The 16,057-nt window shown below is 72.3% G+C and carries 10 protein-coding genes; 2 read left to right on the plus strand and 8 right to left on the minus strand.

The genetic code is table 11. The features are described 5' to 3' along the window. The first annotated feature begins 74 nt into the window (after positions 1-74). The gene (locus ACF1B9_RS24430) at positions 75-1,361 is read left to right on the plus strand and encodes a hypothetical protein (RefSeq protein ID WP_391743628.1); all 1,287 of its coding nucleotides are present in this window, start codon (positions 75-77) and stop codon (positions 1,359-1,361) included. On the opposite strand, the gene ACF1B9_RS24435 is transcribed toward ACF1B9_RS24430, so the two are convergent. The 8 genes from ACF1B9_RS24435 to ACF1B9_RS24470 form a co-directional block, all read right to left on the minus strand. Continuing rightward, complete coding sequence (locus ACF1B9_RS24435) at positions 1,348-4,161, minus strand: hypothetical protein (protein ID WP_391743517.1); 2,814 nt, start codon at positions 4,159-4,161, stop codon at positions 1,348-1,350. The two genes, ACF1B9_RS24430 and ACF1B9_RS24435, sit on opposite strands and share 14 nt — an antisense overlap. After that, positions 4,158-5,282, minus strand: coding sequence for an AAA family ATPase (locus ACF1B9_RS24440; protein ID WP_391743515.1), 1,125 nt, complete (start codon positions 5,280-5,282; stop codon positions 4,158-4,160). Before ACF1B9_RS24440 ends, ACF1B9_RS24435 begins: the two co-directional genes overlap by 4 nt. A 99-nt stretch (positions 5,283-5,381) precedes the next feature. Continuing rightward, positions 5,382-6,752 carry a VWA domain-containing protein gene (locus ACF1B9_RS24445; RefSeq protein WP_391743513.1) on the minus strand — a complete coding sequence of 457 codons (1,371 nt, stop codon included), beginning with the start codon at positions 6,750-6,752 and terminating at the stop codon, positions 5,382-5,384. After that, complete coding sequence (locus ACF1B9_RS24450; RefSeq protein WP_391743626.1) at positions 6,749-8,173, minus strand: hypothetical protein; 1,425 nt, start codon at positions 8,171-8,173, stop codon at positions 6,749-6,751. Before ACF1B9_RS24450 ends, ACF1B9_RS24445 begins: the two co-directional genes overlap by 4 nt. Next, positions 8,143-8,664 (minus strand): hypothetical protein, encoded by a 522-nt coding sequence (locus tag ACF1B9_RS24455; RefSeq protein ID WP_391743512.1) that lies wholly within the window; start codon positions 8,662-8,664, stop codon positions 8,143-8,145. Before ACF1B9_RS24455 ends, ACF1B9_RS24450 begins: the two co-directional genes overlap by 31 nt. 236 nt (positions 8,665-8,900) lie before the next feature. Then, complete coding sequence (locus tag ACF1B9_RS24460) at positions 8,901-9,911, minus strand: carboxylesterase family protein (RefSeq protein WP_391795942.1); 1,011 nt, start codon at positions 9,909-9,911, stop codon at positions 8,901-8,903. Beyond that, positions 9,824-14,434: an HAD-IC family P-type ATPase gene (locus ACF1B9_RS24465; protein WP_391743511.1), complete on the minus strand. Its 4,611-nt coding sequence runs from the start codon at positions 14,432-14,434 to the stop codon at positions 9,824-9,826. Before ACF1B9_RS24465 ends, ACF1B9_RS24460 begins: the two co-directional genes overlap by 88 nt. Before the next feature lie 155 nt (positions 14,435-14,589). Then, positions 14,590-15,192 carry a hypothetical protein gene (locus ACF1B9_RS24470; RefSeq protein WP_391743509.1) on the minus strand — a complete coding sequence of 201 codons (603 nt, stop codon included), beginning with the start codon at positions 15,190-15,192 and terminating at the stop codon, positions 14,590-14,592. A gap of 465 nt (positions 15,193-15,657) precedes the next feature. Here ACF1B9_RS24470 and ACF1B9_RS24475 point away from each other — a divergent pair, with 465 nt between their 5' ends. Then, the gene (locus ACF1B9_RS24475) at positions 15,658-15,924 is read left to right on the plus strand and encodes a hypothetical protein (RefSeq protein ID WP_391743508.1); all 267 of its coding nucleotides are present in this window, start codon (positions 15,658-15,660) and stop codon (positions 15,922-15,924) included. The last annotated feature ends 133 nt before the right edge of the window (positions 15,925-16,057 follow it).

The following is a 16,057-nucleotide window of genomic DNA, read 5'->3' on the forward strand; positions in this document are numbered from 1 at the left end:
AGGCGCCCTGTCCATCGGGCCGGAGTCGGCCGCTGGTTATGCACAAGCCGGGCAGCCGCTACGGTGCAGTTGTGATGATCAACAAGGACACGGCATCCGGGACGGCGGTGGTGATCGCGGCGGCCCCGGTCGGCAAGGGCCGTCTCATCGACGCAGCCAGCGTCCTGTCCACGCTCGCGGCCGTCCCGCCCAGCATTCTGACCGGCACGACGGCAGCCACCATCGTTGAACTCACCGACCCGGCCGACCCACAGACCGTCCTCACCCGCATCCGCGCCGCGGCCGCCGCACCCGGTCCACTCTCCCTGTACATGACCGGACAACTCCACCTCGACCACAAGCAGCGCCTGATCCACCTCGCACTCGCCCGCACCACGCCGACGACCCTGCGCTACACCGCATTGCCCTGGCACTGGCTGGCCGGCGAGCTCAAACTGCGCCGGCCGGGCACCACCACCGTCGTCATCGACCTGGTCGCCGCCCCGGACGCCTGGCAGCAGCTGCGTACGGAGGGCCTCGCTCTCGGCCACGGGATCCGTGTATACGGCCGGATCGCCCCGCCGCCACCCCGCCGCCACATCGCAGAACCGGTCTACCTGAAGGCCCTCGCCGCCACCTGGCGCAGCGGTATGAACCCACCACTCGCCCAGCTCCACGAACTGGCCGCCGCCCAGTCCGGCTCCGACGACGCACTGTTCGTTGCCGTCGACCGCACGACCGTCCCCACCCCTGCGGCATCGGCCGTGCCGGTACCGGACCGGCCGCACCGGGAACCTGCGCCTGTTCCGACGATGCCTGCTCCGGTACCGGAGAACGCCGGACCGACCGAAGAGGGCCCGCTGCCTGCGATCCTTGCCGCCGCCCACGCCGGGCGGCACGGCGAGGCCGCGTCGCTCGCAGCCATGTGGGAGGGGTGGGCCCTGCGCACCTACGGCGCAGATTCCGTGCAGACCACCCACTGGATCGAGGTCCGGGCCGACCTCGCCCGTCTGGCCGACGATCCGGCACGCAGCTGCGCATTGTGGATGGCTGCCGCCAACGCCCGCCTCGCCCGGCAACAGCCTCCGGACGACCCCGCCGTAGAAGCCGCCGCAGACCGCGCCCACCACCAGTGGCAGGAACTTCGCGACCTGCAGCAGGCCCGCGAACTCGGCCCGCTCCTGGTCTCATTGCGCCGCCGCGTACCTGGCCGACGCCCCGGAGCGGTCGAAGCCGCCCAGCGCCGGCTGGAACTGCTGCACACCATGCCCCCGGCAAAGGCCCAAGGTGCGGCAGCATCCAGTGGGGTGTGCCGGCCCGAGAAGGCATGGCCGCCGGGACACGATGTACCGGCGGCCGAGGCCGGTGTCACGGACCCGTGAGCAGGGCCGCCAGTGCGTGTGCTGTGGCGGGGTGGCGGGCCATCAGGGTCACAGTGCCCGGAGTCCGGACGGCCGGGGCCCACGGGGCGTCGCAGCCCAGCAGGTCCGCCAGCGCGTCACAGGTCGCGGGGTGGGCAGGGAGCAACGACACGCCATCGGTGGCGCGGACGGCCGGGGCCTCTGCCGGTCGCTGCCGCCACGGCGGCAGCCAGGCGTCCAACGCCGCGAGTCGTGCCGGGAAGATCCGCCCGGCCTCGCGAATGAGCAGTGGGGCGAGCTCCGCAGCGTTCGACCGGAGCGTGGTGATCAGGACCGGCAGCCATGGCAGCAGCACGGCGTCCGGAAGTCGGCCGAACGCGTTCGACACCGCCTCCACCACCATGTCCGCCAGACCCGGCACCGGCTCCAGTGCGTGCACGAAGCCGCTGAGGTAGTGCGGGTAGGAGGGCACCACCAGTGGGTTGGCCAGCAGTTCGTCGCAGCGGGTCCGCAACTGCTCGCGGGAGAGGGTGCCGAGCTGTACCTGCGCCGCCCACAGCAGGGCCGTCTTCGCCGGGTCCTGCGGATGCGACTGGGCGACGGCCAGTTCCAGCTGGGTCCGGTCGCAGCCCAGCGAGAGCGCGAGGCTCTCCATGGTGAACAGGAAGCCCAGCATCGCCGCCACCTGGCGGACGGTGGCGTCCTCGTCGGTGAACGCCGTCGGCAGCAGGGTGCAGTAGTGGGCGTAACCGGCCTTGACGAAGGACTCGACCCACGGAGGCAGGACGGGTTCGTTGGTGCGGTAGTACGCCAGCAGTCCGCGTACCCGGCGCAGCACCTCGGGTGCCCCGTCGACGGTGCGCTCGGCCGCAAGGACCTCGAGTGCGCGTGTGCCCAGTTCGTCGGCGAGGCGCCGGCCGGCCAGGTGCAGCGTCGCGTCCTCGACGGCAGCCAGCACGTCCGCCGTCGTCGCCTGCGGCCCGTACGCGGTGCGCCGGAGCCTCTGCTCCAGCACCTGCTCAAGACTCACGCCCTCGTAGCCGATTTCGATGAGCGCCCGCTGGTGGGTGCCGAGCGACAGGTCCCACGACTCCTGGATCGACCGCTCCCCCAGTCGCCGCTCCCCCATGATGGGCCGTGCGGCGCCGGCCGGCATCAGTCTGCGCAGCATCCAGAGCACGTCCGAGCAGGCTCGGAGCTCCGGGTGGGACGCCATGTCCAGCAGGGCCCGGCGCACCCCGCGCTGCTGGAGGTTCAGCTCCAGTGGTGCCAGCCGGTCGTGCACGTCGCGGGCGAGGGGCGGCAGCGCGTCGTAGCCGACCTGGCCGATGCGGTCGCCTCCCATCATGATCTCGACGAGGCGGCCTACGTCCCGCCGTCCGGGGACGGTGTCCTTCTCGATACAGGTGATCGCCGCGTCCTGGAAGTCGTACGGCGTCGGCTTGGCCCGGTCCCTCATGCCGGCGAGAAGGATCGACGTCTCGAACACGGCGATGGCGTCGGCGGTCGAGGCGAGGTAGCCGTTGCGGCGCGCGGCTCGGGTGATGTCCACGGACCAGCCGAGCAGTTCGGCCTCGTCCAGGGTGTCGAGGACCGGTGGCCGGCTCAGGAAGCCGGAGAGCTGGTCCTCCGCCACGGCGAGTGCGACGGCGGCGGGGGGCGCCGCGACCTTCGTGGGGCGTTCCTTCTTCGTACCGGCCTGCCCCTGCAGGCGGTGCGGCTTCACCCGGGTGCGCTTGAGGTTCTTCGCCCACTGCGTCGCGGCGATCGACACCGAGCCGGAGGCGAGGCCGAACTGCGCTTCGATCGCAGCGTGGCTGGACGGGATCAGGCCGTACTGCCATCGCGTGGCGGTGCGCGGGGAGATCGTGAAGCCGCCGGCGCCGTGCACGCCGAACTCCTCGACCCGGCTGGCCGCGTGGAAGGCACCGCAGACGTACAGGCAGTCCGCCGGGTCGGTGCCGGTCGTGGTCAGGTGCTCGCGCATGCGGGTCCACATGTACCGCTCGCGGTCCTCGTCCACACGCACACGCTCCCCGTCGCCGGGTGCGAGCCGCCGGAACAGGCTGCCGATGAGGAACATGACCTGGCGGTAGGTGTCGTGGTCGCTGTCGCCGAGCGGTATTTCGACGTACTGGTGCCACCATTCCGACCAGTGCCGCACCTTCCCGTGGCGCAGCAGATGTTCCTCCAGTTCGGCGAAGCGCGGTCGCAGGTCGCCGATCTCGACGCCGACGGCCTCGCCGTGCAGCGCGGCCTCGGCGGGCTCGGTGCCGGGGCCCGTCGTGTCGTCGCCGGTCGGCTCCCCCGCCTGCTCGTGCCGGGTGTCCCATTGGAAGACGTGGTCGCAGGAGCGGTCCACGAGGACGAGTTCGACGCCCGGCGTGTCCAGTGCGTAGGCGATGGCCTGGTACTCGGCGGATGCCTCCGTGATCGGTGCGACGACCGACAGAGGGGCCCACTCGGCGGGGAAGCCGTCGATCTCGCTCGCGAACGCCTGCACCGCCACCGGCAGCCGGCAGTTGCGCAGCTCGGTGAGGAGCGGCGCCATGTCCTCGCACAGCTCCAGATAGACGACTTTCGGCTGCTTCTCGCGCAGTCGGCGGGCCATGGCGAGCGCCGAGGCGGGTGAGTGGTGGCAGACGGGGAAGATCTCCAGTGGTTCACCCACCGCGCGGTCGACGTCGTCGACCATGCCCAGCAGGATGCCCTCCAGGGCTTCGGGGCCGTCGGCGAACCGGTCTGCGGCCTCGTGCAGTTGACCGCGCAGGGAGGCGAAGGGGGTCGCGGCCGCCGCGCGGCTCTCGGAGGTCTTGCTCATGACAGCTTCGCGATCGCTTCGCGGCCGCCCTCCAGGAACTCGGGCCAGGAGCCGCCCTCCTCCTTGCCGCGCGGCTCGACGACGCCATGCAGGTACTTGTTGAGAATGGCCAGGTCCTCGGGCTCGCGCCGGGCGAGGGAACCGACCAGTGAGGTGGCGAGGTTGCGGGCGGTCAGGGTGCTCTCGCCGAAGAAGTTGCTGTGCAGGACGGCGTCCTCCAGCACACCGATCTGTTCGGCGGTGGACAGCGCGGACTCCAGCTTCTCGTCGTCGCTGCCGGCTGCGGCGGCCGAGGCGCGCAGATCGGCGAAGCTCTGCAGGAGAACGTCGAGGAGGGTGGGCGGCACCTCCAGCTCGATCTGGTGGCGGCGCAGCAGTTCCTCGGTGCGGAAGCGGACGATCTCGGCCTCGCTCTTCTTGTTCGTCACCACCGGGATGCGGACGAAGTTGAAGCGGCGCTTGAGTGCGGAGGAGAGGTCGTTGACGCCCCGGTCACGGCTGTTGGCGGTGGCGATGATCGAGAATCCGGGCTGGGCGAAGACGATGTTGTCGCCGTCGCCGTCGCTCTGCAGTTCGGGGACGGAGATGTACTTCTCGGAGAGAATCGAGATCAGCGCGTCCTGCACGTCGCTGGTGGAGCGGGTCAGCTCCTCGAAACGGCCGATGACGCCGGCCTCCATCGCGGTCATGATCGGCGAGGCGATCATGGACTCGCGCGACTGCCCCTTGGCGATGACCATGGACACGTTCCAGGAGTACTTGATGTGGTCCTCGGTGGTGCCGGCCGTGCCCTGGACCACCAGGGTGGAGTTGCGGCAGATCGCGGCCGAGAGGAGCTCGGCCAGCCAGCTCTTGCCCGTACCGGGGTCGCCGATCAGCAGCAGGCCCCGGTCGGAGGCGAGGGTGACGATGGACCGCTCGACGAAGCTCCGGTCGCCGAACCACTTCTGCGACACCTCGCGATCGAGGCCGTCGGCGCGCTCGGAGCCGAGTATGAACAGGCGGACCATCTTCGGGGACAGGCGCCAGGAGAACGGCTTGGGGTTGTCGTCGATCGACTCCAGCCAGTCGAGTTCCTCGGCGTACTTGATCTCGGCGGGGGCGCGCAGCAGGTCGGACACGGGAAGGGCCTTTCTGAGCAGGTCACGGGTGGCGATGCGAGGGCCGGCGGGCTGCTGCCTCTTCGACAGGGACGGCGGGCGGGCGGGCCGTGGGTGGTCTCAGGTGAGGAACGTCTTGAGTTCGTGCACGAGTTTGTTGATGTGGCCGGAGACCACCGGGGTGCCGAGCGCCTTGAACCGTTCGCGGAACCAAGGGTTGACCTCCTGTCGTCCGGAGCTGGTCACCGAGCCGACGGGGATGAATCTCACCCCGGACCGGTGAACCGCCTCGATGCCCTCGAACAGCGGCTGGGAACGGTCGAACTCGTAGAAGTCCGAGATCCACACCATGACGGTGTTCTTCGGTTCGGCGATCTTCGGCCGGGCCATGGCCATGGCCACCGGTCCGTCGTTGCCGCCGCCGAGATTGGTGCGCAGCAGTACGTCGAACGGATCGTGCACCCAGGGGGTGAGGTCGATCGCACGGGTGTCGTACGCGATGAGGTGGACGTCCACCTTCGGCAGCCCGGCGAAGATCGAGGCCAGGATGGTGCAGTTGACCATGGAATCGACCATGGAGCCCGACTGGTCGACGACGACGATCAGCCGCTGCGGCGTGGTCCGGCGGACGGTGTGCCGGTAGTAGAGGCGGTCGACGTAGAGCTGCTCCTCCTGCGGGCTCCAGTTGGTGAGGTTCTTCCAGATGGTGCGGTCGAGGTCGAGGTTCCGGAAGACTCGCTTGGGCGGGACCGAACGGTCCAGTTCACCGACCGTGGCCTTCTCCACCTGTGTGCGCAGCACCTCGGCGACCTGGTCCACGTAACGCCGGATGAGGGACTTGGCGTTGGCCAGCGCGACACCGGAGAGGTTGCCCTTGTCGCGCAGCAATTGCTCGATCAGGGACATGCTCGGGGTGAGCCGGGCGGCCAGTACCGGGTCGGCCAGTACCTCGCGCAGGTGCATGCGGTGCACCAGGTCGGCCTCGATGGCGCCGAGTTCGGGCCCCAGGCCGTTGCCGCCGGGGCCCGCTCCGGCTGATCGTTCGCCGGGTGGGCAGCCCAGCGCGCGTTCGAGCCGGCTCGCGTCGGACTGCCAGCGGGCCAGCTGGCCGGCGGTGACCGTGCCGGAACCGGTGGCGAATACGTTGAGCAGCAGCTTCGAAGCGAGCGCGGCGCGCCGCACCTCGGCGGCACGGTCGCGCACGCCGTCCGCTTCGGGCTCCGGGGTCATCAGGCCGTCGAATTCATCCGCCAGCTCCGGGTGGCGCTGGACGACGGAGTCGATGGCTGTGCCCGGGTCCAGGAGTGCGGACGGCAGGCCGATGTCCTCCACCACGGCGAGGCTCGCCGCTTCCAGCGCGCTCTGCTCCTCGTGGTCGAAGAGCCGGGCCAGGAGCCGCCAGTACAGGACCTGGCGGCGGTTGTCGTCGGGGGCCGGCCCGGCCGGCGGGGCAGCGGAACCGGGGTCGCTCCCAGGGGTGTGACCGGTCATTTCCGCAGCAGCCTTCCGGCGCGTTCACGCAGGACGGCGACGGAGTCGGTGGCCGCCTTCTCGGCCCGTGCTCCGGCCTTGTCGGTGGTGCCACCGGCCCACGCGCCCGCGTGGACGGCGACGGCCTTCTTCCGCACCGTCGTCTCGACGGCCACCGGCTGGAGGACGAACTCCCCGGCGTCCCAGCGCAGCAGTCCCACGCATGCGCCGGACGCGGCGACGGCCTCCGGGGTGAGCGGGCCCGCGGCCGGCGCGCGGTCGGTGTCGACGGCCAGCAGGTGCCCGGCGAGGCCGAACGCCAGCGGCCCGCCGTCCTCCTGCTCGGCCGCGTACCCCTCCAGCAGGACGGGTACGGCGATCCGGGCCGGATGGCGGTCCAGCGGGGCGGTGACGGGATCGGTCGCGGTGGAGAGGATCACCCGGGCCGTCGCGAACGGGTCGGCGGCCTCGCCCGCGCGGGCCCGCTCGTCGTCCCAGACGAGGTCTCCCTCGGGGGTGAGGGGCATGGCGTCGAGCTCCATGGAGCGGCCCTCGCCCACGGCGGAGAGAAGCGACATGCGCGGGCGGAGCAGCTGCCACAGTCCGGCACCGACGACGGTGTCGGGCTTGGGCGCGGACACCGAGGCCCGCACCAGGCGCGGTGCCGTGCCGTCGGCGGGCTCGAACACCGCGTGGACCTGGGCCTGCACGGCGGTCGCGTGTTCCTGCATGTCGACGCCGAGCGGCAGCAGGCGGCCGGTCGCGGGGGACGTGGCGGGTGTGCGGGCGGCGCCCGCCAGGGTCAGGAGCAGCGCGCGCGACCACAGGTCGGCCCAACGACGCTCCGGAACGCGCTCCAGGGCGGCTCCCGGGCAGGACGCGGCGAGTTCCGCGGCAAAGCCGTCGAACAGTGTCGCCTGCCGCCGCAGCAGCGGGTCGGACAGCATCGTGGAGACCACGGGCGCGGCACCGGCGATCAGTTCGTGGTCGATACCGTGCCAGCCGACGCGGGCGAGGTCGCACAGCCAGGCGCGGGCGGCGGCGAGCACGTTCGCGCCATGCTCCTCCCCGTCGGCGGCGGGAGCGGTCTCCTCGGCGCGCGGCCGTCCGGTGACGTCCCCGACACGGGCCGTCAGCGCGTCGTGGACGGAGCCCATGAGGGCGGTGCGGGCGGCGGCGAGCACGACGAAGTGGTCCTCGGCGGCGGCACCGGCCGCCGCCTTCTCGGCGGCCTCGACGACCCGCGAGGCCAGCGGAGTGCCCGAGACGGCGTCCGCGATCGCGGTCAGGCCCGCGACCTGTGTGGGCTGCGGACGGAGGAGCCCGTCGACGAGTACGCCGTCGAAGGCGCCCACGGCCGCGAGTGCCTCGTCGAGCCCGTCGACGGGGTCGAAGAGCAGGTCCGTACGCATCAGGCCACCGCCCTCGTCGGCGGGAACCAGTGCATTTCGGGCAACGGTGCGGTGACGGGCTCCAGTTCGAGGTAGGCCAGGTGCCGCAGGAACCGGCTGAAGACGGGGGCGGCGGCCGAAGTGTCGCCCTGCGCGGGGCGCGTGGCGGTCATCATCGAGACGAGCCCGGGGCCGTCGAGCTCTCCGTCGGCTGTCTCCGCCTTCAGATATCGGGCGACGCGCCCGGCGCCGTACTGGAGGACGGCCTCACCGACGAGCGCGCGGATGTGGTTGCAGAAGGTGCCGCGCGCGCCGCCGCAGGGGCGGTTGTTGTTGGTGCTGCACGCGAACGCGTATGTGCCGGACGCGATCGAGGACACGTACACACGTCCTATGTCGGAGCCGCTGGACACCACGCCCTGCAGCCGCCCGTCAGCCAGCTCCACGAACGGTACCTTGGCAAGTTTCCGCGGCCGCGCGGGCGCTACCACCCGCACCGTGCTCGCCGTCTCCCAGACCGTCAACGCATCTCTCCTCTGCATGTCAAAGGGGGGTGTTCGCGTCCTTGCGGCGGAACATGAACGAACCTATCCCCGCCCACTGACAACGGCTTCGGGCGCAGCATGGCGATGACCCGGCGAAACCCGTACCGGCAGCTCAGAACCCCTTCCGTACAGGGGCGGCAGATCGTCCGGTCGATGCGGCAGCGCGCAGCCGGCTCCGAACCCCGCATGTGGCTGTGCTGCTTCCCTTGACGCCTGCGAACCCGACTTTCGGTTCAGGGCCCAAGGGGTGAGAAATCTACGTCGCGCCACAGGGCACGGGCCGCGGTGTTGTGCGCTCCGGCGGGGCTGTCCGCGGTGTCCCAGACATGGGGAGTTGTCGTCGGGCCGCTGACGGGGGCCCATCCGGGTTCACCAGTGGTGGCGAAGCTGACCCACGCGCCCATCATGCGCTGGGACAGCTCATGGTCTGCGGCATCGGGTGGACCTCCGATGAGGAACTCGACACTATTGAGGGTGAGGTTGCCGAAGGCAAAGGGGATGTCGGCGCAGTGCCAGGCACGTACCACTCCCTCGGGGCCCTTGCGGTGGCGGGCGAAGCAGGACGTGAACGCGCGGCCACCGGCCTGAGCGTGCCGCTCCGCCAGCCGACTGGTGTATTCGCTGAACAGCATGTCGCCGAAGATCGCAAGATAGATGTCGGGGACGGGGGCATCGGGCATCAGCTCCCGGTAACCCGGAACCAGATCATCGGGGAGGTGGAAGTCCCGGGCGAAGTCGCTCAGTTGTTCTTCGGTGGTGACTTTCGCACTGCTGCCGGCGGCATCCATCAACCAGAACTCCTGAGTGGTGTGGCACACCAGAAGGCCCACCCCCGCCTCCGAGGCTCCGGCTGCCCTCGCGGACAGGGGGTCGCTGGGCAGGATGTCTCCGTCGACGACCGGACCGTAGATGACAGGGTTGTAGTGGCGGGGCCCGGAACCCGGATCCTGCCGGCAGCTGTCGACCACACGGTCGGAAGCCACGACCAATGCGTGCGGGGGCGCGGACCTCAGGCACGTGGAGGTGGCGGAGATGCCGGCCGCGGCAGCAACCCTCCGGGTGGTCTCAACTGCGAGTTCCAGCGCCTGGCGGAGATCGGCAATGCTCAGCCCGAGCTTCTGGCACCGGCCGCGCCACTGCGGTACGCGGACAGCCCTCAGCGGACGAACCGGACCACGGGACGCACCCGCGAGGCGAGGTCGGACAGCAGCCGGTCGGCGTGCGGCAGTACGCGGGGGCCGCAGGCGGCCGTGCCGACGGCGACGGCCACGCCGGTCCATGCCAGCGGTCCCAGAGGCGTACACCCGAAGAAGTGGCTGACACCCGGTGTCTGGACGAGGGTGATCAGCACGACGGCCGTGCCGAGGACGGTGACCAGCACCAGTGGGCTGTGGCGGCGTCCGACGACGATCTGGGTGAGCTGGGCACCGACCACACCGCACAGGGCCATCGTGCTGGTGCGCCGGACCGAGCCCGGGGTGAGTTCGCCGAGCAGCCATGCGACGGTCGCACCGACTCCGGTGATCAGGCCGCGTTGAAGGATCTGGCGGGTCAGCGGCGGACCGAGGACGGCGAGGCCCACGGGGGCGTCGAGGAGTGCGGTGGACTCACCGGCGGGTTCCGGATCGTGAGGGGTGACCGCGACCGCCATCGCCGGGAACATGTCCGTGAGCAGGTTGACCAGCAGCAGCTGACGCGTCGACAGCGGCGACGTACCGGACAGCAAGGTGCCCAGCACGGAGAAGCCGACCTCGCCGGCGTTCCCGCCGAGCAGGATGCTGATCGCGTCGGCCACGCTGCGCCACAGGGCACGGCCCTCGCCGATGGCATCGATGAGAACCGACAGCTCGTCGTTGGTGATCACGAGGTCGGCGGCGTTGCGCGCGGCGGCCGACCCGCGCGCCGCGATGCCGACCCCGACGTCGGCGGCACGGATGGCGGCGGCGTCGTTGGCACCGTCTCCGACCATGCCCACGACGCGTCCCGCCTCCCGGAGAGCCTCGACCACCAGCAGCTTCTGCTCGGGTGCGACGCGAGCCACGACGCCGCAGTCCCGGAGCAGACGCGCTCGCCCCGCCCGGTCGAGCGCGGCCAGTTCGTCGCCGGTGACGACCTTGACGTCCGACGGCCAGCCCAGGGCCAATGCCACGGAACGGGCGGTCTCCGGGTGGTCGCCGGTGAGCATGACGGGTCGTACGCCGACGTCGCCGAGGCCGGCCACGAGCGGGGCCGAACTGGCACGAGGACGGTCGGCGAGCGCCACGAACCCGACGAGTTCCAGCCGTTCGAGCGGCTTGTCCAGTGCCTCGCCCGCCTCCTCCGCCGCGAGACGGCGCCTGGCGACGGCCAGCAGCCGCAGGCCCCTGGCGGCAAGGGCGCGCGCTGTGTCGACGGTTGCCGGATCCGCGTCGGGACAGCACGACAGCATGACCTCGGGAGCTCCCTTGACGACCAGGGTGTCCCCGCCGTCCGAGTCCCTTCCGACGGCGGCCGCGTAGCCCCGGCTCGCCTCGAAGGGCTGGGCCCGCACGACGGTCCACCCGGTCTCGCGCGGGGCAGCCGCCAGGACGGCCTCGTCGGTGGCGTGGGCGTGGACGCCCGGCTGCTCGGCTGCGCGCGGGCAGGCCCGGGCGGCGATGCGAAGGATCTGTTCCGCTTCGGGGGCGGACGCCGGGTGCTCGGCGCCGGTGGCGGTGACCAGGCGGACGACCCGCAATCTGTTCTCGGTGAGGGTCCCGGTCTTGTCGAAGCACATGGTGTCCACGCGTCCCAGGGCCTCCAGGCTGCGCGGCGTGCGCACCAGGACGCCCAGCCCGCTGAGCCGCCGTGCCGCGGCCATCTGCGCCACCGTCGCCACCAGGGGCATGCCTTCGGGGACGGCGGCCACCGCGACCGCCAGCCCGCCCTGGAGCGCGGTGCGCACCGGGCGGCCGCGCAGCAGGGACAGACCCGCCACCGCGGCGCCGCCGGCGAGGGTGAGGGGCAGGGCCCGGCGGGTCAGCTGGTGCAGCCGCGCCTGGACCCCCGCCGAGACGGGGACCCGGGCGGCGAGGGACGCCGCGCGGCCTGCCTCGGTCTGGTCGCCGGTGCCCACCACCACGGCGCGGGCGCGCCCGGCCACCACCGTGGTGCCTTCGAACGCCATGGAACTGCGGTCCGCGACGGATGCCTCCGCCACGGCCGCCACCTGTTTGTGCGCGGGCAGCGACTCACCGGTCAACGAGGACTCGTCGACCTCGAAGCCGCTGACCTCCAGCAGACGTGCGTCGGCCGGCACGACGTCGTTGGTGCGCAGCTCGATCACCTCGCCGGGTGCCAGTCGTCCGGCCTCGACGACGGACGGCTTGTCCGCCGACACGTCGGACAGACGCCGGGCTGTGCGCCGCTGCCCGGTGGCGAGTTCGGCCAGCGCCCTCTCAGCGCGCAGCCGCTGTACTCCGCCGACCAGGGCGTTCCCCGTGACGGCTCCGACGACGAGGAACGCGTCCACCGCGGACCCCAGCAGCGCGGACGCGGTGGCACCGATCAGCAGGACGGGGGTGAACGGGTCGTCGAGTTCGGCCCAGGTCGCGTCCGCCAGACGCGCGCCGACCCGGACCGGCGCGAGGACCGGGTGAGCGGCCGCGGCGTGCAGTGCGTGACCGGCCCGGCCCCGCACCACCGCCCACGCGGTGGGCGCGGCTCGCGGCGCCCTCGCCAGCCGGGCCATGACCTCCTCCGGATGCAGAGCGTGCCACGGCACCCGCGGCCCGGGGTGTGGGGGCGCACCGGAGGCGGCACCCAGCGCGCCGCACCAGCCGGACACCAGAGCCGCGGCGGCGGCGATGCTGACCGGACTGATCCGCAGTTCGAGCGGGAACGGGACCGGCTGGGTCCGGGCCCCCCGGGTGAGCACCAGGAGTTCGGAGAGCGTGGCACCCGCCTCGGCGAGGAACTTGGCCCGGCGACCGGCCGCCCGTGCCGCAGGCACGGCGGACAGCAACCGCCACGCGCCCTCCAGACCGCGCAGGGGCAGCACGTCCGCGCCCCAGACGACGGCGCCGCGCTCGTCGGCGACGGCCACGGCGATGTCGCTGCCGAGCAGCCCTTCGAGCACGTCGCGGGCCGCGTCGGCCGGCGCCCCTTCCACCGCCCTCCGGTCGGCCGGCACGCGCGCCACCGTCAGGACCGTCCGCCCGCCGTTCCGCAGACCGGCCACCACCTCGGCCAACGGAACCCCGGAAGGAACGAGTTGGTCGGCCAGGGTCCCGAACTCGCCGAGCGAGTGGTCGTCCGGTACGACGACGTGCAGGCCGGCCCGGCGCGCCGCGTCCAGCACGGCCTCGGCCATCGGGTCGAGCTCCCGGCCGACCAGGACTGTACCGACATCGGTGCCGCGCACCGACGCGATCATCAGGCCCGTGTCCGGCGGTTCGGCGTCCGACGCCGCCTCGTCTGGCACCGGCCGCAGGCCGACTCCCGGCTTCTTGGTCCCGGACGGCGCCGCCCCGTCCCCGGGCGAGCTCAAGGCCGCGGTGGCCTCCCGCCACAGCCGGCGGTGATCCCACCCGGTCCTGCTGGGATGGACCTCCAGCACGGTGCGCCGGATGCTGCGCAGCGCTCCGGGATGCAGGACGACGGTGTCCACGAGCTCCAGCCGACGCAGTCGCTCCGGGCTGCGGACCAGCACGTCCTCGCGTGCCAGGACACTTCCGAGCGCCGAGGTGAAGGCCGCCGGGCCGTAGCGCGCGGCCTTGGGCGAACCCGCGAGGACGGTCTCCGCCGCCCCGTCGAGGCTGCGGGTGAGCAGGAGCGCGGTGACGGCCCCGCCCAGCATTCCGTTGATCGCGGCGTCGGCGTAGTCCTCGCCGGGGCACGAACGCAGCGGCGGACGCACGGTGTCGTCTCCGCCCACCGTGGGCCTGCCCGGGACGCACAGCGTGTCGTGCACCGCGTCGAACGCCGCGAGCTGGGCGACGGACTCCGTCAACTGGACGATCCGCAAGCCCGCGTCGAGCAGCAGCGGGCTCGGGGACTGCCCGATCCCGCAGGCGGCCGCATGGGCCGCGGCGAGCACCAGATCGGCCGGATCCGGACCCAGTGCGCGGCTCAGGACCGCCCGCACCCGGGAGTCCTCCCGCATGACGACGGCCGCGGCCACGACGATCTCCGGCACGGTCCTCAAAAATGCTGCCCTCGCCACGAGGGCCGTGGCGATGCCCGCCGCATCGCAGGCCACGGCGATGGCATTGGCGCGCACACCCCCGGCCGCGCCCGGATGCGTGTGCTCCAGCGCCTGGTCGTCGACCCGCACCAGCCCGTGCCGGGCGGCGATTTCGGACACCCGGTCCACCAACTGCTCACCGACCGCGCCCTCGGTGGTCTGCACGACCAGCCGTTCCAGGCCGCTGTCCCAGTAGGCGACCAGCACATCGGGGTGTTCGGCCAGCTCGACGGCCACCTTCTCGCAAACGGTACCGACCTGCTCCAGGGTCGGTTCCCGCGCCTCCGGTTGCCGCCGCAGCGCGAGGTGCATGCGGGACCCGGCACGCCAGTGACCGGTCCGAGGGGTCATGGCGTTGCGGGCGACCCTGCCGACCCGCAGTGCGGTCGCCGACACCGCCGCCGCGCCGCTCACGACGCCACGCGCGCCGGTGCTGACGAGTTCGGCGGCCATCCGCGCCGTGCCGGTGGCCGGCGGGGCGATCCGGCGCGTGGCCCCGACGGGGGCCGCCAGGGCGTTCTGAAGGACCACGGCGGGCAGCCCGGTCACTGAGCGGAGCAGCATGTCTCACCTTCGCGGGCCTACCGCACGGGCCGAGGGCAACGGACGGTCGTCGGAACGGTCGAGCGGGGGGCGTCGAGCGGGGGGCGTCGAGCGGCCTCTGGTCGCGCCGGTCGGTCGTCGCGGTTTCGGCCGTCGGAGTGGGCGGAGGACCGGCGTCAGGTCTTCTTCCGCCCACCCGCCCTGGTGCGCGAGGTGCCGGCCGCGGCGCTCTTGGTGGTCCGCCCGGACGAGCGGGCCTTGGCCTTGCTCGTGGTGCTCGCAGACTTGGGCGCGCGGGACTTCGCCGTGCCCGAACCGGCCTTGCCGGGACGTGACTTGGCCGTGTCGGGACGGGACTTCGCCTTGCCGGTAGGGGACTTCGCCTTGCGGGTGGCAGTCGACGCCTTGGCCGACTTGGCGGCGCGTTTCGTCGACGCCCCCTCGGCACGGGTCTCGCCGGCCGTCCGGACCGCCGCGGCGTCCTTGGGACGCTGCTGCGTGAGCCACACGGCGGCGGCGCCCGCCGCGGCCACCGGCCACTCGACCACACCGACCACACCGAGCAGCCCGGCACCGGCGTACGCCGCGACGCGCCGTGCGTGGGGCGAGACGATCCCGACGGAGTCCAGCACGCCGTCGACGAACTCCTTGGCCCGGTCGGCACCGGGAACCTTCTCCACCGCCGTCGCCGCCATCTGCATGGGGTGCGCCAGCGTCTCCTGAACGGGATGCCGCGCCTTCGTGTCCCCTGAGCCGTGCGCATGGGAACTGCCAGTCATGGTCGATCTCCCTCCGTAGGACAGGCGAGGCATGCGGCGATGCCGTGACATAGCTCACCTTTTCGACAACCTTGACCAGATCCGAGAATTTCGGCAACTTTGGAGATGTCCGTATCCGCTGGATGGTGGAGTCGGCGGTGCGGCCTCTGCGCCGCCCGTTTCTCTCCGCCGGACGAATCCGAGGAGACGCCCGACCGGCGTTTCGGTTTCCGGACATGTGCGCGTGTCCCGGCCATGAGGAGGTGACGACATGAGCGCCCGGTCCAGTCCCGACCCGTATTCCAGAAAGCCGACCCTCACCACCATCACCTCCCTCACCGCCCCTCCGGCCTGACCGCGGTCCCCCCGCGCACGCCGGCCGGCCTGCCCCGCGTTCCTCCGCCGGGCCCAGGCTGGCCCGCTGTACGCGATGGCGACGCCCTCCGGGCCGCAGGCGCCGAGCCCCACTTCCGCGGAGGCCGTCTCATGCGCATCGAACTCACCTGGCCGCGCCCCGGTACCGACGACCGGACCCTGACCCTCGTACTCCCCGGCCCGCCGGCCCGGCTGTGCGCCCCTCCCGCCGCCCTGCTCCGCGCCGTCGTGTGCGCGGAGCCCGTGGTCCTGGCCGCGGCCGTCGCCGTCGGCGCGGGCCCGCTCACCCGGGCCGCACTGCCGTACGCCCTGCGGTTCGCCCGGCAGGCACTCGACACCGGCACCACCGACCACGGCCCCCGGCCCGGCACCCCGTGAATCCCTTGCCGGCTCGACCACCCACGGCCGCTGAACGATGTTCCGGGTAGTCGCCACACAGGTGGAGCGGCGACGCCAGGCCGGGGACGTCCACCGCACGCACGCGCACCGCCCGGGAGGGCGTGAGGAGCGG

Source organism: Streptomyces sp. NPDC014727 (assembly GCF_043083485.1).
Taxonomy (GTDB): domain Bacteria; phylum Actinomycetota; class Actinomycetes; order Streptomycetales; family Streptomycetaceae; genus Streptomyces.